Genomic DNA, 18,155 nt, shown 5'->3' on the forward strand with positions numbered 1-18,155 from the left:
GCCGCCGCCGCAACCCTTTTGAATTGCAGACTTTGCTCGGAATCAATCTTAAAATCCGTCTGCGGAACTGAATAACGGAGAGTGGAGGCCCCCAAAGTGACAGACACCGAGACAGCCACCAAATCCGAACGAAACGCCATGCCGGATACGGTTCTTGAAATTCGCGATGTAGCGAAATCCTTCGGCCCGGTTATCGCGCTGAAGCGCATGAACCTGACCGTGCGTCGCGGCCGCGTGCATACGCTTCTTGGCGAAAACGGCGCCGGCAAATCCACGCTGATGAAGATTCTGGCTGGCGTTTTCAAGCCAACATCCGGCACCATTTTGCTGAAGGGCGAGGCCTATGCGCCGAAAGACCCGCGCGATGCCCGCGCAAACGGCATCGCCATTGTCTTTCAGGAACTGAGCCTGTCGCGCAATCTCAGCGTGGCTGAAAATATCTTCGCCAATCATGAGCCAAGCCGCTTCGGTTTTGTGCGGGAGCGCGAACTGAACGCCGCTGCCGACAAGCTCATCGATGAGCTTGGTCTGCCCGTCGATGCGCGTGCAAAGGTTGGCGACCTTTCGATTGCACAGCGCCAGCTCGTCGAAATTGCCAAGGGATTGAGCCAGCCTGCTGACGTCGTCATTCTGGATGAGCCGACCTCATCGCTTTCCGACAGCGAAGCGGAAATCCTGTTTTCGATCATCGAGCGCCTGAAAGCGAAGGGCACTGCTGTCATCTATATTTCGCATCGCATGGAAGAAATCATGCGGCTTTCCGACGACATTACGGTCGTTCGCGATGGCGAATATGTCACGACCGCCGAAAAGAGCGAGACCAGCATCGACCGCCTGATCGCGCTAATGGTCGGTCGCGAGATGAACGACATTTATCCGCCGCGTGAAGCGCCGCGTCCTTCGGATGCTGTTCCGCCGATTCTCGCGACAAAGAACCTCTCGGTTGCGGGCAAATTTAGCGATGTTTCCATCGATGTGAAGCCGGGCGAAGTTCTGGGTCTTTTCGGACTGGTCGGGTCTGGCCGTTCGGATGTGATGAAGGCTTTGTTCGGTATGCTGCGGCCTACGGGCGAAATCAGGCTCGACGGAGAGGTCATTACCCTCTCCTCACCAACCGACGCCATCCGCAACGGCATTGCTTTCGTGACCGAGAATCGCAAGGAAGAAGGTCTCGTTCTTCCGCATAGCGTTGAGCGCAATATCAACATGGTGGCGCTTGGCCAGCTTGCAGGGCCTTTCGGCCTCATGCGCTCTCGGGCTGAGCGCTCCGCTGCCAAAGCGGAAGTGCTGCGTCTTGCCATCAAGACAGCATCCATCGACACGGTTGCCGGATCGCTGAGCGGCGGCAACCAGCAGAAGATCGTGCTGGCAAAGTGGCTGCAGACAAAGCCGCGCATCCTCATTCTCGATGAGCCGACACGCGGTGTCGATGTCGGCGCGAAATTCGAGATTTACCGCATCATCCGTGAACTTGCCGCCAATGGCGCGGCGATCCTGATGGTTTCCTCCGAACTGCCGGAAGTGCTGGGTCTCAGCGACCGCGTGGCGATCATGCATAACAAGCATGTCGCCGCCATTGTCGATGCCGATGGCCTCACGCCCGAAACCGTCATGAGCTACGCAGCAGGAATGCATCAATGAGCAATGCAGATATTCAGAAGAAAGCCGTGGACGCAGAAGTCCGCCGTTCGCTTTTCAGCTCCCCGCTGGTTCGCCAATATGGCGGCATAATCATCTCTCTGGCCGTGCTCTGCGTGGTCTTTGCGGTTCTGAACCCGCGCTTTCTCGCTTTCAACAACTTCATGAACATCATGCAGCAGGTGGCGGTGATTGCCGTTGCTGCCTATGGCATGACCTATGTGATCCTGCTCGGTGAAATCGATCTTTCGATTGGCTCCATCATCGCGGTTTCCGGCATGGTGGCGGCGCAGGCTTTCGCCATGGGTTTCGGCTTCGTGCCGACCGTCGTGTTCACACTTGCCGCAGGCGCCATCATGGGCGGGCTGAACGGTGTGCTTTCGGCAAAGCTGATGCTGCCCTCCTTCATCGTGACGGTTGCGACGATGGGCATCTATCGCGGCATGGTCAGCCTTCCGACCAATGGCGCGCCTGAAATCATCGAAAACGACACCTGGCTCGCCATCGGTTCGGAAAACTGGCTCGGCCTGCCGATCATCATCTGGATCGTCGGTATCCTGTTCATCTTCAATTATATCCTGCTGTCAAAGACTGTTTTCGGTCGCCGCATCTATCTGTCGGGCGGCAACAAGGAAGCGGCGATCTATTCGGGCATCCGCGTCGACCGCATCAAGATCATCGTCTTCATGCTTTCTGGTGTCATGGCGGCGATCAGCGGCATTCTGCTTTCATCGCGCCTGTCCTCGGCGCAGACCAATGCAGGCATGGGCTATGAACTCGACGCCATTGCGGCGGTCGTGCTTGGCGGCACCTCGCTTGCCGGCGGCGTCGGCACCATGGTTGGCACCATTCTCGGCGCGCTTATCATCGGTGTCATCAACAACGGCATGAACATGCTGTCGGTGCCCTATTTCTATCAGCTCATCGTCAAGGGCGTGGTCATTCTGGTCGCCGTCTGGCTGGACGTGCGCTCGAAATCCATGCGTACGTAATCGCGGTGCACCTTATGAAAAAGATCATCACCATCGGCGAGATCGTCGTCGAAATCATGGCTGTGGAACCCGGCAACGGTTTCAAGACCGCCATTCCATTGATCGGTCCGTTCGCCTCCGGCGCGCCTGCAATCTTCATCGATCAGGCCGCAAAAATGGGCCAGCCTTGCGGCATGGTCAGCGCAGTCGGCAATGACGATTTTGGTGCCCTCAATGTCGAGCGCCTGCAAAAGGACGGCGTGGATGTATCGGCCATCGGCGTGCATCCGACAGCCGCCACCGGCAGCGCCTTCGTGCGTTATCGCCCGGATGGCAATCGCGATTTCATCTTCAACATCAAGCACAGCGCATGCAGCGCCATCGGCCTGACGCCGGAAGCCGAAACGCTGATCGAGACCGCCGATCACCTGCATATCATGGGCTCCGCCCTGTTCTCAGAAGGCATTGTTTCGGCGATCCACGAAGCGACAATCCGCATCAAGGCGAAGGGCGGCACCGTGTCCTTCGACCCGAATATCCGCAAGGAAATGCTGGAATTGCCGGGCATGCGCCAGGCGCTGGCCCATGCTCTGGAAAACACCGACCTTTTCATGCCAAGCGGCCCGGAAATCTTCCTCTTCACCAAGGCGACTGAAGAAAAGGCCGCCGTAGAAGAACTTCTGGCGCGTGGCATCAAGGCTGTTGTGGTCAAGCGCGGCGCGGATGGCGCCAGCTATTTCGACCAGTCCGGTGAAGTTTTCGCGCCCGCTTTCAAAGTCAATGAAATCGACCCGACCGGAGCAGGCGACAGTTTCGGCGCGGCATTCGTCACCTGCTGGCTGCGCGACATGGCACCGAAAGAAGCCCTCGTCATCGCCAATGCCACCGGCGCACGCGCTGTCGGGGTCAAAGGGCCGATGGAAGGCACCTCGACCATGGCCGAAATCGAAGTCTTCCTTCAGAAAAACGGAGTTCCAGCATGAGCAGCACGAAAGTTCTGAGCGCACTTCCCGCACGTTACGCCAGCGGAGTTCGCGGCGGCATCACGTCGATCTGCTCCGCGCATCCTCTGGTGATCGAAGCCGCCCTCCTCGAAGGAGTTGCGACCAATACGGACGTTCTGATCGAGGCCACCTGCAATCAGGTCAATCAGGATGGCGGCTATACCGGCATGACGCCTGCCGACTTCCGCCGCTTTGTGGAAGACATCGCGGCTCGCGTCGGCTTCGACACCAAGCGACTCATTCTGGGTGGCGACCATCTCGGCCCGAACCCGTGGAAGCATCTGCCTGCCGAAGAAGCCCTGCTGAAATCGGATGTCATGATCGATGCATTCGTGCGTGCGGGCTTCACCAAGATCCATCTCGACACATCGATGGGCTGCGCTGGCGAGCCGGTTGCGCTGCCCGATGCTGTCACCGCCGAGCGTGCCGCACGTCTGGCCAAGGTTTCCGAAACGGCGGCCCGCGAAGCCGGATACGACCTGCCGGTCTATATTATCGGCACCGAAGTACCTATCCCCGGCGGCGCGATGGAAGAAATCGAAGAGCTGGAACTGACCAGGCCGGGCGCGGCAGTTGAAACCATCGCCATTCACCGCAAGGCTTTCGCGGCACTGGGGCTGGAAGACGCCTTTGCCCGCGCCATCGGCGTGGTGGTGCAGCCGGGCGTCGAATTCGGCAACGAGAATGTCGTGTTCTACAACAGCGAGAAGGCGACGGCCCTCAGCGGCGTTCTCGGCGAAATGCCGCAATTCGTCTTTGAAGCGCATTCGACCGATTATCAGCCAGTGGAAGCGCTTTCCGATCTGGTGCACGATGGTTTCGCCATTTTGAAAGTCGGTCCCGGCCTGACTTTCGCACTGCGCGAGGCGCTCTATGGCCTCGACCAGATTGCGGCTTTCCTCGACAAGCTGCCGGAAGAAGAAACCCTGCGCGGCAAGATGGAAGCGCTGCTTCTGGCCGAGCCGAAGAACTGGGAAAAATACTACCACGGCGATGGCGAGGAACTGCGTCTGCAACGCCATTTCTCCTATAGCGACCGCATTCGCTATTACTGGCCGCATCCGGTCGCAACCGCTGCCGTGGACGCGCTTTTGAAGCGTCTGGAAGGTCGCAAGATACCCGAAACGCTGATCAGCCAGTATCTCGGCACGCTTTATCCGGCAGTCGCATCGGGTGGGATTGAACCGACGCCGCATGCTTTGATGGTGGAAGCCGTCCGCAATGTCGTGCGGATTTACGGCAAGGCCGTCGGAACTCATTAGAGCGGTTCCGGTTGAAACGGAACCGCTCTATGTCTTTGTTTGTACGCATTATCCTACGCAAAACCGCTTCGCACTTTTGCTGGAAATGCTCTGAAACAAAAAGGCGCGGTCAATACCGCGCCTTTCTTTTGCTCAGACCTCTATCGGGCTCTTAAAAGCCTTGAGCCGCAAGGCATTGCTCAGCACAAAAATGCTGGAGAAAGCCATGGCGCCTGCCGCCAGAACCGGCGACAACAGCGTTCCGGTGACAGGGTAAAGAACACCCGCCGCCACAGGGATCAGCGCGACGTTGTAGGCAAAGGCCCAGAACAGGTTCTCGCCGATGTTGCGGATCGTCGCCTTCGATATCGCGATGGCATTGACCACACCGCGCAGATCACCCGACATCAGCACCACATCCGCGCTTTCAATCGCAATATCCGTGCCGGTGCCAATCGCAATACCAACATCGGCAGCAGCCAGTGCAGGCGCATCGTTGATACCATCACCGACAAAGGCAATCCGCTTCCCGCCTGCCGAAAGCCGCTTCAGTGCCTCGACCTTGCCGTCCGGCAGCACTTCCGCAACCACTTCATCGATACCCAGACGCCTTGCGATGGCCTCGGCAGTGCGGCGGTTATCGCCCGTGATCATGGCGACCTTCAGCCCCTGTTCGTGCAGGGCAGCAATGGCCGCTGGCGTGGTTTCCTTCATCGGGTCGGCAACGGTCAGGATTGCCGCGAGCTTGCCGTCGATGGCGGCGTAGAGCGGGGACTGTCCTTCATCGCCGAGACGCTTCGCATCATTGGCGAAGATAGCAACGTCATGACCAAGCTTTGCCATGTAACGATCAGCGCCGATGGCAACCTCATGACCGGACACGTGAGCCTTCAAGCCAAAACCGGGCACAGCTTCGAAAGCCGACACATCCGCGAGCTTCAATCCCTTCGCCTTCGCTGCTTCCACAATCGCATCGGCAATAGGATGTTCGGAGCGTGCTTCAACGGCTGCCACAAGCGCCAGAAGTTCGTCCTTATCAAAACCTTCGACGGTCGCAAAATGCGCGAGTGCGGGCTTTCCCTGTGTCAGCGTACCGGTCTTGTCGACGGCAATAACGGAAGCATCGCGCAGGGTCTGCAAGGCATCACCACGACGAAACAGGACGCCGAACTCGGCTGCGCGGCCAGTGCCAACCATAATGGAGGTCGGCGTGGCCAAACCCATGGCACACGGGCAGGCAATGATGAGAACCGCAATGGCGTTCACCAGCGCATAACCCAGCATGCCCGTGCCGCCGATCGCCAGCCACAATGCAAAGGTCAAAGCGGCAGCCGCCATCACGGCGGGGACGAACCAGCCGGTCACCTTGTCGACCATGGCCTGAATAGGCAGTTTGTCGGCTTGCGCATCCTCGACCATGCGGATGATCTGCGAAATCACCATGTCGCGGCCAACCTTGGTCGCACGGAAGGTGAAAGCACCGGTCTTGTTGATCGTGCCGCCAACCACTTCCGCGCCCTTTTCCTTGGCAACAGGCACAGGCTCGCCGGTAATCATCGATTCATCGACATAAGACGAACCGTCGATCACTTCGCCATCGACCGGGACTTTCTCGCCGGGACGAACTTGAACGATGTCGCCAGCGCGAACATCTTCCAGCGGTACGTCAATCGCTTCGCCATCACGCAGAACCCGTGCCGACTTGGCCTGCAAGCCGACCAATCGGCTGATAGCCGCACTGGTGCGCCCCTTGGCGCGCGCTTCCAGATAACGCCCGATCAGGATCAGCGTGACGATGACGGCGGCGGCTTCAAAATAGACATTCACCGTACCCTCGGGCAGCACTCCCGGAAGAAAAGTTGCAACGACGGAGAAGCCCCAGGCCGCGAGCGTACCGACCACGACGAGCGAATTCATGTCGGGCGTGCCGCGCAGGAGTGTCGGTATGCCTTTCTTGAAAAAGCGCAGGCCCGGCCCGAACAGAACCAGCGTTGTGAGCACGAGCTGCAGATACCAGCTGTTCTGCATGCCAATGCGGTCCATGACGAACATATGGACCGCCGGGATGAGATGCGACCCCATCTCCAGCACGAACACAGGCAATGTCAGAAGGGCGGCGAGGATGACGCTTTTCTTCAGTTCTGCCGCTTCCGCATCCCGCTTTTCGGACTGGGTCTCCTGTTTTTCGCTGCCCTGCTTTTCATCAAGTGACCGCGCCTCATAGCCAGCACTTTCAACTGCCTTGATAAGCTCGTTGACCGATACCTGCCCTGCCAGATCGACATGCGCCCGCTCCGTTGCGAGGTTGACGCTGGCGCGGGTCACACCTGGCACGCCGTTCAATGCCTTTTCGACCTTGCTGACACAGGAAGCGCAACTCATGCCCTCAATCGCCAGATCTATGCTGGCAGCCGGGACTTCATAACCCGCCTTGCGAATGGCATCGATCACCGAAGGCAGATCTGGCGCGCCTTTGAAAGTCACATCGGCGCGTTCCGTTGCGAGATTGACGGAAACCTTGTCGACGCCCGGAACTTTGGACACGGCTTTTTCAACGGATGACACGCAAGACGCGCAACTCATCCCTTCGACGGGCACTGGAAAACTGATGGTTTCGTGATTAACAGGCTTGTTCATGGCAATCCCTTTCATCGCCCGGAAAGGGCATAATTCGAGAGTTGCTCTCTAGATAGTCCTTCCCACCGTTGGAAGGTCAAGCCCTTTTTGAAACAAGGTTCGATCAGGATATTTCGCGACTTCGGGAGACGTGCTCTAACACTACAGTTGCAAATTCGTCAGGCCGTGGCGAAAGAGTGATTTTCGAAAACCGGAGTGGAGCGTACCTCCAGGTATAGTCCCAAAAATTTGCAGACTTTTCGGATAAGGCTATGCGCCAGAGAAAGCTACGTGGGCACCGGAACGCAGACAAATTGCTCTTTGCAGCCCGGCATCACGAAGAATGCAACTGTAGTGCTAAATCGGCAATCTGTTATGTGCCGCAGGCATTTCCAGACCGACATTGCTGCGATTTTGAATGAACGAATGCACGTCGCCAGCAGGCATTGGCCGCCCGGTCAGGAAACCCTGCACCTCACCAAAACGCTCGGTCTTCAGACGCTCCAGCTGTTGGGCGGTTTCCACGCCCTCAGCCGTCGTGACAATGTTGAAGCCCGCGCCAAGCGTCGCGACGGCCTGAATGATGGCCAGATCGCGCGTATCGACTTCGATGCCCGAAACGAAACTGCGATCAATCTTGATTTTATCGAAAGGAAATGATCGCAGATAACTGAGCGAAGAATAGCCGGTCCCGAAATCGTCCATAGCAATACGAACACCCAGTCGGCGCAGTTCGAACAGCAGCTCGATATTGTTCTTGCTGTTCGACAGGAAGACCGACTCCGTGATTTCAAGCTCAAGTCTGTCCGGTGAAAGACGCGCCGCTTCAAGCGCGTCCGTAACCGAGTGCAAAAGCGTTGTCTGGCTGAACTGGACCGGCGAGAGATTAACGGAAACCTTGATGTCCTCCGGCCAGAGAACAGCCTCCCGACATGCCGCCCTTAGAACCCACTCGCCAATCGGTCCGATCAAACCTGTTTCTTCTGCCAATGGAATGAACTCTGCAGGAGAAACCATGCCCCGCTCTGGATGACGCCAGCGGATTAGCGCTTCAAAACCGGAAATCTTGCCGCTCTCAAGATTGAATATCGGCTGATAGTGAAGCTCGAATTGTTCATCCAATAGAGCCTGGCGAAGTTCACCGGTCATGACATAGCGCTTCTCAGCCGCCAGGCGCAGGGAATGCTGATAGAAACGGAATGTGCGACGTCCACCAGATTTCGAGGCGTAAAGCGCTAGATCGGCATTGCGCATCAGCACATCTGGGTTGTCGCCATGCAATGGCGCCTGGGCAATCCCCATGCTGCAGGTGACGAATTCCGAATTGCCCACCAGCTTGAACGCATCCTGAAAAGCCGAAAGAATGCGGTCGGCAAACATCGCGATCTGCCCCAGTGTGCCGCTGCGATAAACGATAGCGAATTCGTCACCGCCCAGCCGGGCAATGAATTCATCCGGGGTCGTGATTTGCTTCAAACGATGCGCCACTTCCTGCAAAAGCTGGTCACCCGCCTGATGGCCGATACTATCGTTGATGTTCTTGAAATGGTCGATGTCGAGATAGAACAAGGCGAAAGGCTGGGAATCTCCGCCCTTTTTCAATAGTCCCTCAACATGGTGGGAGAAATAGGCGCGGTTCGGCAGACCGGTCAGACTGTCATGCATGGCAATATGCGCCATGCGTTCTTCGATCTCACGCCGTTCGGTTATATCCTCAAGGAGACCAATCAAATAACGAGGTTCATTCCCTTCGACGGGCGGAATCGAGCATTTTATGATCCGCACCGTGCGCGACGTTCCATCCTTGCGCTCGATCTTGCGTTCAACACTCAACACTTCCCGACGCTGCATTGCCATTCGGTCCTGCTGGCTGATGACAGCTGCTTCGCGCTTGGGGAAAAGATCCAGGTCTGTTGACCCGATAGCCTCGTCTATCGGCTGTCCGCTCGCCGCGGATGCTGCCTGATTGTAGAGCACATAACGACCCTCATCGTGCATATCCTTGACGAAGACGCCTAGCGGCAGATTGTTGACGAGACTGTCCAGTAAGGTTTGGGCGTGAGTTGCCTGACGATTGGCCGCCGCCAATTCTGTCCTATCCTGAACAATAGCCAGAATTGCTTCCTTGCCATCGAATATTACCTGGCGTCCATAGGTCAGAACGTCGATGGTTTCACCATTGGCGCGCAGATGCTGCCAGCGCTCCGGTCGCTCAAGATCGCTTCGGTCCCGTATAGCGGCAAGCATCCGATCCCGTTCGGTCTGTGGGCGAATATCGAGCACTGTCATGCCCGGAATCTCGTCAGCAGTATAGCCGTAGAGCCGGTAGGCTGCGTCATTCATCACGATGAAACGCAGTGTTTCCGGGTCATAAACCCACATAGGTGTCGGATGGGTTGTAAAAAGGATGCGGAAGTCCGGTTCGGACGCGCGCGCCATCGTGTCTTCAGCTGAAGCCGAAGCGCCCTTCCGCTTCCTCATCGCAAACCCCTCATCCGACTGATCCTACAGGATAATTCCGACCCATCTCACAAGCAGGCCGTCTTGTTTCATAGCACTATGAGCAACACGCGGAAGATGCACCCCGAACATAGATTAAAGCCGAGAATTTTAATAAACCATATACAAATCGAGGGTCGATTTAAGGAATTTCTTCTAAGCCACACTTTTTCCATCGCTTGACCAGCTTCAACTTCCGGCCTATGCCTACAGATGCAAAATTCGTTGGGGTGTCTCGAAAGAGGCTGAGAGACGCATTCTCGCGTTAACCCATTGAACCTGATCCGGGTAATACCTGCGTAGGGAACGGAGTTTGGCGCGTCGCGGACCGGGAATATTCCCCAATGGAGCTCAGGCTCCGCTCATGTTCATGGCGTCTCATCTTCCGTTCGGAATGAGAGACGACATATGGACCAAAAACACAGTTTCTCCCGAACAACATCGACAAGCGACCGGGCGTCGCCGATACCGATATGCGTGACCATCGCCGGTTCCGACAGCGGCGGCGGTGCTGGCATTCAGGCCGATCTCAAGACATTCTCCGCGCTCGGCGTCTATGGCGCCAGCGTCATTGCCGCCGTCACTGTGCAGAACACGCGCACCGTCAGCGCCGTACACGATGTCCCGGCAGACATCGTCGCCGGGCAGATCGACGCCGTATTCAGCGATCTCAATGTCGCGGCGGTGAAGATCGGCATGGTTTCGGTGCCGGAAACCATCGAGGCCATCGCGCGCGGCCTTGCGCATTTTTCCGGGCCCATCGTGCTCGACCCCGTCATGGTGGCAAAATCCGGCGACCGGCTTTTGAGCGAAAACGCCATTGCGCTGTTGCGCCGGAAACTGTTGCCGCAGGCCACGCTTCTCACCCCGAACCGGCCCGAAGCTGCCTGTCTGCTCGATTGCGATACGGCACGCAACGACGGCCAAGCCGAGGAACAGGGCCGCGCTCTGCTCGAAATGGGCGCGAAAGCCGTATTGATGAAGGGCGGTCATGCGGAAGGCAAAATCTGCGTCGATCTGCTGATCCGCCGTGACCAGCCCACCCTGCGCCTCGAAGCGCCGCGCATCCTGACTGCCAACACGCATGGCACAGGCTGTACGCTCTCTTCGGCCATCGCGGCGCAACTGGCAAAAAACCTGCCGCTCGAACAGGCACTGCAAACGGCACATACCTATCTGCAAGGCGCAATCCGTGCCGCCGATACATTGAAAGTCGGTCACGGCCATGGGCCGGTGCATCATTTCCACAACCTCTGGAACACAACTACAGGGGAGACCGTCTGATGCGCGTTACCATTATCGGCGCGGGCGTTGCCGGATTGGCCACCGCCGCCGAATTCACCGATCAGGGCCACGCCGTCACCGTGATTGCCAAGAGCGTGGAAATCGGGTCCGACAGTTGCTCGTGGTTTGCGGGTGGAATGCTTGCCCCATGGTGCGAGGGCGAGAGCGCGGAAGAACCGGTCGTTCGCCTGGGGCAGGAAGCGATTGGCTGGTGGGAACGGCACGTTTCGACAGTCCATCGCAAGGGTACGCTTGTGCTCTCGCACACACGCGATGCGACCGAACTTCGTCGCTTTGCCCGCAGGACGGAGGCATTCGACACCATTGATCAAGTGCAGATCGATGCGCTGGAACCAGACCTTGCAGGCCGTTTTCGGCAAGGACTTTTCTTTGCAGGCGAAGGCCATCTCAACCCGCGCAAAACGCTGATTGAGCTCGCCGAAAACCTGCAGAAGAAAGGCGTGGTCTTTCATCTGGGGCAGGATGCGAAAGACGTAAAAATCGAGGCCGACATGACCGTCGATGCGCGCGGTCTTGCAGCGCGTGATCAGTTGCAGGACCTGCGCGGCGTCAAGGGTGAGATGCTGGTTGTCCGCTCACGCGACATCAATCTCAAGCGGCCCGTGCGCCTCCTGCATCCGCGTATTCCGCTCTACATCGTGCCGCGCGGCGACGGCGTGCACATGATCGGCGCGACGATGATCGAAAGCGGCGAGCGATCCGGCATCAGCGTGCGCTCGACGCTGGAACTTTTAAGCGCCGCCTATGCGCTGCATCCAGCCTTCGGCGAGGCGGAAATTCTCGAAACGGGCGTCGATGCGCGCCCCGCATTTCCCGACAATCTGCCCCGCGTGAGACGGCGTGGCAAAACCATCTATGTCAACGGGCTTTACCGCCACGGCTTCCTGCTTTCGCCGGCGATAGCGCGCATGGCGGTTGCGAGCGCGACCATGCCGGAAGATGCGCCGGAACCTATGCCAGAATTTGTGGAGGACTACGCATGACAATCGTGCTGAACGGTGAGGTCATCACCACGGCAGCCGCCAATCTGGCGGCGCTGCTCACCGAGATCGAGCTGGATGAAGCGGTTGTTGCAACCGCGCTGAACGGCGAATTCGTGGCCAGCGACGAACGCGCAGCCACGCTCCTGTCGCCTGGCGACCGCATCGAAGTTCTGGCCCCGATGCAGGGAGGCTGAGATGCTCGAATTCTACGGAAAAACGTTTGAAAGCCGCCTGCTGCTCGGCACGGCGCAATATCCATCGCCCGCTATTCTTGCCGATGCGGTGCGCGCCTCGCAGGCCGGAATCGTTACCGTGTCGCTGCGTCGCGAAAGCGGCGAGGCCCGCGCCGGACAGGACTTCTGGGCGCTGATCCGGGAGCTGGGCGTGGCCGTTCTGCCCAACACGGCAGGCTGCCACACGTCGCGCGAAGCAGTGACCACCGCCCGGATGGCACGCGAAATCTTCGGCACCAACTGGATCAAGCTGGAGGTGATCGGCGATCACGACACGTTGCAGCCTGACCCGTTCGGTCTGGTCGAAGCAGCACGCACGCTCTGCGACGATGGCTTTGAGGTCTTTCCCTATATGAATGACGATCTTGTCGTCGCGGAAAAGCTGATCGAGGCCGGTTGCAAGGTGCTGATGCCCTGGGGTGCGCCCATCGGCTCGGGCCGTGGCCTCAACAATCCTTATGCGCTGAAAACCATGCGGGCGCATTTCCCCGATATTCCGCTTGTTGTCGATGCCGGCATCGGCGTGCCGTCCCACGCGGCGGCGGCGATGGAACTGGGCTATGACGCCGTGCTCATCAACACCGCCGTTGCCAAGGCTGGCGATCCGGTGGCCATGGCGCGCGGTTTCGCGCTCGCCATCGAAGCCGGGCGGCTCGCTTTCGAAGCGGACGCCATCGAAGCGCGCGACATGGCCGCCCCCTCTACTCCCCTTCTCGGAAAGGCATTTTTGTGATGGCCCTCGATCCGTTTTACCCGATTTTCGACAGCGCCAAATGGCTTGAACGCATGGTGCCTCTCGGCGTCAAGCTGGTGCAATTACGCGTCAAGGATAAGAGCGAGCCCGAACTGCGCAGTGAAATCCGCGCCGCACGGGAAATCTGCCTTGCACATGACTGCCAGCTCATCGTCAACGACTACTGGAAGCTGGCGCTGGAGGAAGGCTGCGACTTCATCCATCTCGGACAGGAAGATCTCGACGATGCCGATCTCGACGCCATTCGCGCGGGCGGCCTGAAGCTCGGCGTTTCCAGCCATGACGAAGCCGAACTCGACCGCGCTTTGTCGGTCAAGCCCGACTATATTGCGCTCGGCCCCATCTATCCGACCATTTTAAAAAAGATGAAATGGCACGAGCAGGGCCTGCCCCGTCTTGGACAATGGAAAGCACGGATCGGCGATATTCCGCTGGTTGGGATCGGCGGCATGAGCGTCGAGCGCGCACCGGGCGTTTTCGAAGCGGGTGCCGATATCGTTTCCGTCGTCACCGACATCACCCTCAATGCCGACCCCGAAAGCCGCTTGCGCCAATGGATTGAAACCACGCGCGCGTTCGCCGGAAAAGCTCTGGAGCAGACCCCATGAAAAAGATTGCCTTCGCCGCCCTGTTCGGCCTCGCTTTCACCACTGCCACTTCGGCTCACGCCGACGACAAGCTCAAGCTCATTCTCGACTGGTATGTGAACCCCGATCACGGTCCCATCATCGTCGCCGACAAGCTCGGCTATTTCAAGGATGCCGGGCTGGAGGTGGATATCGTCGCGCCCGCCGATGCATCAACGCCCACCAAGATGGTGGCGGCAGGACAGGCCGACCTCGCCATTTCCTATCAGCAGCAGGTGCATCTTCAGGTGCATGAAGGCCTGCCGCTTATCCGCGTCGGCACGCTGATCGACTCGCCGCTCAACTGCCTGATGACCCGCGACGATGGATCGGTGAATTCCATCGCCGATCTCAAGGGCAAGAAGATCGGCTATTCGGTCGCCGGAACCGAGGAAACATTGCTCGGCACCATTCTCGGCCAGCACGGCGTCAAACTCTCGGATGTCGAGCTCATCAACGTCAATTTCTCGCTGGCGCCATCGCTGATGTCGAAACAGGTCGATGCCGTGATGGGCGCTTATCGCAATGTCGAATTGAACCAGATGGCCGTCGAAGGCGTGCCCGGCAAATGCTTCTTCGTCGAGGAAGAAGGCGTGCCGGTCTATGACGAGCTGGTCTATGTCGCAGCTTCCGACAAACTGGACGCGGCGGAAAAGGACAAGATTTCGCGCTTCCTGTCGGCCACAGAGAAGGCTGCGCAATATATCGTCAATCACCCGGACAAGGGCTACGAGCTGTTTTCATCCTACAGCACGGAACTGAAGGACGAGCTGAACCAGCGCGCCTGGAAGGACACGGTTGCCCGCTTCTCGCGCGCACCTGCGAGCCTCGATTATGGCCGCTGGCGGCGTTACGAAGCCTATCTCAAGGAGCACAATCTGGTGCCCTCCATCCTGCCTGTCGAGAAATTCGCCATCGACGTCAACGCGGAAGGGAGCAAGTCATGAGCCAGCCACAGCCGCATTATTCATCCGAACTGTTCACGCGCCTGCGCGCCGCGACCCTTGATGACTGGAAGCCCTATATCGATCATGCATTCGTGCGCGGATTGGGTGACGGCACGTTACCCAAGGCGGCCTTCCTGCATTATCTCCGTCAGGATTATGTCTATCTGCACCACTATGCCCGCGCCTTTGCGCTTGGCGTCGTCAAGGCCAATACATTACAGGAAACTAGGCTTTGCGCCCAGATCATGCATGGTCTGGCTGTGACGGAACTGCCACTTCATGTCGGCATCTGCGCCCGTGAAGGGATCAGCGAAGACGAGCTTTATGCAACGAAGGAAGAGCCGGAAAACCTCGCTTATACGCGCTATGTGCTCGATTGCGGACAGGCGGGCGACTTTCTCGACCTGCTGACAGCGCTCGTGCCCTGCGCGCATGGTTATGGCGAAATCGGCCTGAACCTTGCCGTGACCGCCCTGCCCGGTACGCCTTATCAGGAGTGGATCGACACCTATGCGGGGCCTGAATATCAGGACATGTGCCACACGGTCGGCAAACTGTTCGATCAGGCCGCAAAGGACCGTATCGGCGACAACTTCGAGAAAAGCCCGCGCTGGCCAAAGCTCTGCCAGATTTTTGCCACCGCAAGCAGGCTCGAAGCCAATTTCTGGTCTATGGGTTTGAAGGCCGGATAGTGAACGAAGCACTCCCGAACCGAAGCCGGAAAAAGCGCGCTGCCGACGGCTTGCTGTCGGCTGCCATAGCGCTTGCCATCTGGCAGGCGGTGGTGAGCATCGGCCAGATGCCGCGCTTCATCCTGCCCGGCCCGCTGGATGTGGTGCAGTCACTGATCGGCAACGCCGGGCTGATTGCCGAGAACGCCGCCGCCACTATCGGTGAGGTGTTGGGCGGCCTCCTCCTTGGCAGCTCGGTCGGCATCGCCACAGCCATCGGACTGATGATGTCGCCGCTGGCGCAGCGGCTTGTCATGCCCGCCATGGTTTTCAGTCAGGCGATCCCCATCTTCGCGCTCGCCCCCATTTTGACTTTGTGGCTTGGCTATGGACCGGCGTCGAAGATCGCGGTCACAGTGCTGATGATCTTCTTTCCCGTCGTTTCGACCTTCTTCGACGGTATGCGTCGCACCGAAACGAGCCTGATCGACGCGGCGGAAATTCTGGGGGCCGGACGCATGGCGATCCTCTTTCGCATCCGCATCCCATCCGCCTTTCCTTCGCTGGCGTCGGGCTTGAGCCTCGCCGCCGTCTATGCGCCCATCGGCGCGGTGGTAGGCGAATGGGTCGGTGCATCGAAGGGCCTCGGCTATCTGATGCTGCTCGCCAATGGACGCGCCAAAGTGGATCTGATGTTCGCCTGCCTGTTCGTGCTGGCGGCCTTCACCATGCTGCTGCATGGCACGGTGTCGCATTTCGCCCGCAAGCTTGCCGCCTGGCCGCGAAAAGCCGCATAAAAAAACCGGCGGGGAAACCGCCGGTTTTTTTGCATTCACTCACACAACAATCAGGCCAGCGTATAGGCTGTCTTGACGGTGGTGTAGAACTCGGCGGCATAGCGGCCCTGCTCGCGCGGACCGTAGCTCGAACCCTTGCGCCCGCCGAACGGTACATGGAAATCGACACCCGCGGTCGGCAGATTGACCATCACCATGCCCGCTTCCGAATTGCGCTTGAAATGCGTGGCATATTTCAGGCTCGTCGTGCAGATGCCCGACGACAGGCCGAAGCTCGTATCGTTGGCGGTAGCAAGCGCTTCTTCATAATTCTTGACGCGGATGACCGAAGCGACCGGGCCAAAGATTTCCTCGCGGCTGATGCGCATCTGGTTGGTGGCTTCGGTAAAGAGTGCTGGCTGGAGATAGAAGCCCGGTGTTTCGCGGTTCAAACGTTCGCCGCCAAAAGCAAGCTTTGCGCCTTCCTTGCGGCCGATCTCGATATAATCCATGTCCTGCTGAAGCTGGCTTTCATCCACGACCGGACCGATATGCGTGCCCTGCTTCAGGGCATTGTCAACCACGACGCTTTTCAGCTTTTCAATCGCAGCAGCGACAAACTTGTCGTGAATGCCTTCGGTCACGATGATACGTGAAGACGCAGTGCAACGCTGGCCAGTCGAGAAGAAGGACGAATTGACGACGGACTCGACCGCGACATCGAGATCGGCGTCATCAAGGACGACGACCGGGTTCTTGCCGCCCATTTCGAGCTGGAAGCGGCGGTTGTGCTCGATGGATGCCGCCGCAACGCGCTTGCCCGTACCGGTCGAGCCGGTGAAGGTGACGGCCTGAACGTCCGCACTGTCCAGAATGGTCTGGCCGACGACCGAGCCCTTGCCCATGACGAGGTTGAGAACGCCCTTGGGCAATCCCGCACGATGTAGGATATCGACAATCGCCCAGGAGCAGCCCGGCACGAGGTCGGCCGGTTTGAACACGATCGTGTTGCCGTAGCAAAGTGCCGGAGCGATCTTCCAGGCCGGGATGGCAATCGGGAAATTCCATGGCGTGATGATGCCGACGACGCCAACCGGCTCACGGGTGATTTCCACACCGATACCCGGACGGGCAGAAGGCAGAACCTCGCCCGCCAGACGCAGGGCTTCGCCTGCGAAGAAATCGAAAATCTGGCTGGCGCGGATGGTTTCGCCGATGCCTTCGGCCAGCGTCTTGCCTTCCTCGCGAGACAGGAGACGGCCAAGCTCGTCCTTGCGTGCCAGGATTTCATCGGCAGTTTTGCGCAGGATGGCATGGCGCTCCAGAATGCCGGAACGCGACCAGGCCGGGAAAGCGGCCTTTGCAGCGGCAATGGCTGCCTTGGTGTCTTCGGCAGTTGCCCGCGCATAGGTTCCAACGACATCATTGGTGTCCGAAGGATTGATGTTGGCGATCCCGTCGCCGCCGACCCATTCGCCCGCAATCAGATTTTGATGAACTGTCATGAACTCTCCCTGTGCGCCGCACGGCTCTGATATATCTCAGGACGACCCTTCACCCATGAGCGGCAGAATTGCAAGGCCGGAGCTGTCCTGTAACGGAAAAAGTGAAAATATCCGTTCGGCAAAGGGCTGAAAGCTGGATCAGCGCCCCTTAAAACAAGGCTTGCAAATTTGTCACAGTCAAATGGCTGGATAGAAAATTCGTCATTTTGCGCCTTGGCAAAAATTTTTGCTCATTTATTGTGCAACCATCTGCAACACTGGCAAGAGGTATGAGATGCGTGTCTATTACCCATTCCCCATGGTGCCCAGTGTTAATGCGGGCGCGTCCAAGCTTTAAGTCTTTGGCCCGCATTGCAGGCTGAGGCCTGAACGCCCTCCCTAAAAGG

At 58.4% G+C, this 18,155-nt stretch carries 15 protein-coding genes and 1 riboswitch; of the genes, 12 read left to right on the forward strand and 3 right to left on the reverse strand.

Annotated elements, in window-relative coordinates; genetic code table 11:
* Positions 1–138: 138 nt before the first annotated feature.
* The 4 genes from MKS82_RS08585 to MKS82_RS08600 are packed head-to-tail and all read left to right on the forward strand — an operon-like array spanning position 139 to position 4,875.
* Positions 139–1,641, forward strand: a complete 1,503-nt coding sequence (locus MKS82_RS08585) for a sugar ABC transporter ATP-binding protein (protein WP_181394222.1) — start codon at positions 139–141, stop codon at positions 1,639–1,641.
* Positions 1,638–2,630, forward strand: coding sequence for an ABC transporter permease (locus MKS82_RS08590; RefSeq protein WP_240578594.1), 993 nt, complete (start codon positions 1,638–1,640; stop codon positions 2,628–2,630). Before MKS82_RS08585 ends, MKS82_RS08590 begins: the two co-directional genes overlap by 4 nt.
* A gap of 14 nt (positions 2,631–2,644) precedes the next feature.
* On the forward strand, positions 2,645–3,592 hold the full coding sequence (locus tag MKS82_RS08595; RefSeq protein WP_109985937.1) for a tagatose kinase: 948 nt from the start codon (positions 2,645–2,647) through the stop codon (positions 3,590–3,592).
* Positions 3,589–4,875 (forward strand): D-tagatose-bisphosphate aldolase, class II, non-catalytic subunit, encoded by a 1,287-nt coding sequence (locus tag MKS82_RS08600; RefSeq protein ID WP_109985936.1) that lies wholly within the window; start codon positions 3,589–3,591, stop codon positions 4,873–4,875. The genes MKS82_RS08595 and MKS82_RS08600 overlap by 4 nt, the downstream gene beginning before the upstream one ends.
* 132 nt (positions 4,876–5,007) lie before the next feature.
* Here the strand turns inward: MKS82_RS08600 and MKS82_RS08605 are convergent, their stop codons facing one another.
* Together MKS82_RS08605 and MKS82_RS08610 are read right to left on the reverse strand one after the other, a co-directional pair.
* Positions 5,008–7,491 (reverse strand): heavy metal translocating P-type ATPase, encoded by a 2,484-nt coding sequence (locus tag MKS82_RS08605; protein ID WP_109985935.1) that lies wholly within the window; start codon positions 7,489–7,491, stop codon positions 5,008–5,010.
* A 336-nt stretch (positions 7,492–7,827) separates the two neighbouring features.
* The gene (locus tag MKS82_RS08610) at positions 7,828–9,951 is read right to left on the reverse strand and encodes a putative bifunctional diguanylate cyclase/phosphodiesterase (RefSeq protein WP_109985934.1); all 2,124 of its coding nucleotides are present in this window, start codon (positions 9,949–9,951) and stop codon (positions 7,828–7,830) included.
* Between the two features lie 234 nt (positions 9,952–10,185).
* Positions 10,186–10,292, forward strand: a riboswitch (TPP riboswitch).
* An 85-nt stretch (positions 10,293–10,377) separates the two neighbouring features.
* On the opposite strand from MKS82_RS08610, the gene thiD reads away from it, so the two are divergent.
* Genes thiD through MKS82_RS08650 form a run of 8 tightly spaced genes read left to right on the forward strand, consistent with a single transcriptional unit; the run spans position 10,378 to position 16,285 of the window.
* Complete coding sequence (gene thiD / locus MKS82_RS08615; RefSeq protein WP_109985933.1) at positions 10,378–11,253, forward strand: bifunctional hydroxymethylpyrimidine kinase/phosphomethylpyrimidine kinase; 876 nt, start codon at positions 10,378–10,380, stop codon at positions 11,251–11,253.
* Positions 11,253–12,257 (forward strand): glycine oxidase ThiO, encoded by a 1,005-nt coding sequence (thiO, locus tag MKS82_RS08620; RefSeq protein ID WP_109985932.1) that lies wholly within the window; start codon positions 11,253–11,255, stop codon positions 12,255–12,257. The genes thiD and thiO overlap by 1 nt, the downstream gene beginning before the upstream one ends.
* Entirely contained in the window at positions 12,254–12,451 is a 198-nt protein-coding gene (gene thiS, locus MKS82_RS08625) for a sulfur carrier protein ThiS (protein ID WP_109985931.1), read from the forward strand. The genes thiO and thiS overlap by 4 nt, the downstream gene beginning before the upstream one ends.
* 1 nt (position 12,452) lies before the next feature.
* On the forward strand, positions 12,453–13,223 hold the full coding sequence (locus MKS82_RS08630) for a thiazole synthase (RefSeq protein WP_109985930.1): 771 nt from the start codon (positions 12,453–12,455) through the stop codon (positions 13,221–13,223).
* Positions 13,220–13,852: a thiamine phosphate synthase gene (locus MKS82_RS08635; protein WP_176037611.1), complete on the forward strand. Its 633-nt coding sequence runs from the start codon at positions 13,220–13,222 to the stop codon at positions 13,850–13,852. The genes MKS82_RS08630 and MKS82_RS08635 overlap by 4 nt, the downstream gene beginning before the upstream one ends.
* A complete protein-coding gene (locus MKS82_RS08640; protein ID WP_109985928.1) occupies positions 13,849–14,817 on the forward strand; it encodes an ABC transporter substrate-binding protein in 969 nt (322 codons plus the stop codon). Before MKS82_RS08635 ends, MKS82_RS08640 begins: the two co-directional genes overlap by 4 nt.
* Complete coding sequence (gene tenA / locus MKS82_RS08645; protein ID WP_109985927.1) at positions 14,814–15,509, forward strand: thiaminase II; 696 nt, start codon at positions 14,814–14,816, stop codon at positions 15,507–15,509. The genes MKS82_RS08640 and tenA overlap by 4 nt, the downstream gene beginning before the upstream one ends.
* Positions 15,509–16,285, forward strand: a complete 777-nt coding sequence (locus tag MKS82_RS08650; protein WP_109985926.1) for an ABC transporter permease — start codon at positions 15,509–15,511, stop codon at positions 16,283–16,285. The genes tenA and MKS82_RS08650 overlap by 1 nt, the downstream gene beginning before the upstream one ends.
* Before the next feature lie 50 nt (positions 16,286–16,335).
* On the opposite strand, the gene MKS82_RS08655 is transcribed toward MKS82_RS08650, so the two are convergent.
* A complete protein-coding gene (locus MKS82_RS08655) occupies positions 16,336–17,769 on the reverse strand; it encodes an aldehyde dehydrogenase family protein (protein WP_061344881.1) in 1,434 nt (477 codons plus the stop codon).
* Between the last annotated feature and the right edge of the window lie 386 nt (positions 17,770–18,155).

Origin of the sequence: Ochrobactrum sp. A-1, from assembly GCF_022488005.1 — a bacterium.
Taxonomy (GTDB): domain Bacteria; phylum Pseudomonadota; class Alphaproteobacteria; order Rhizobiales; family Rhizobiaceae; genus Brucella.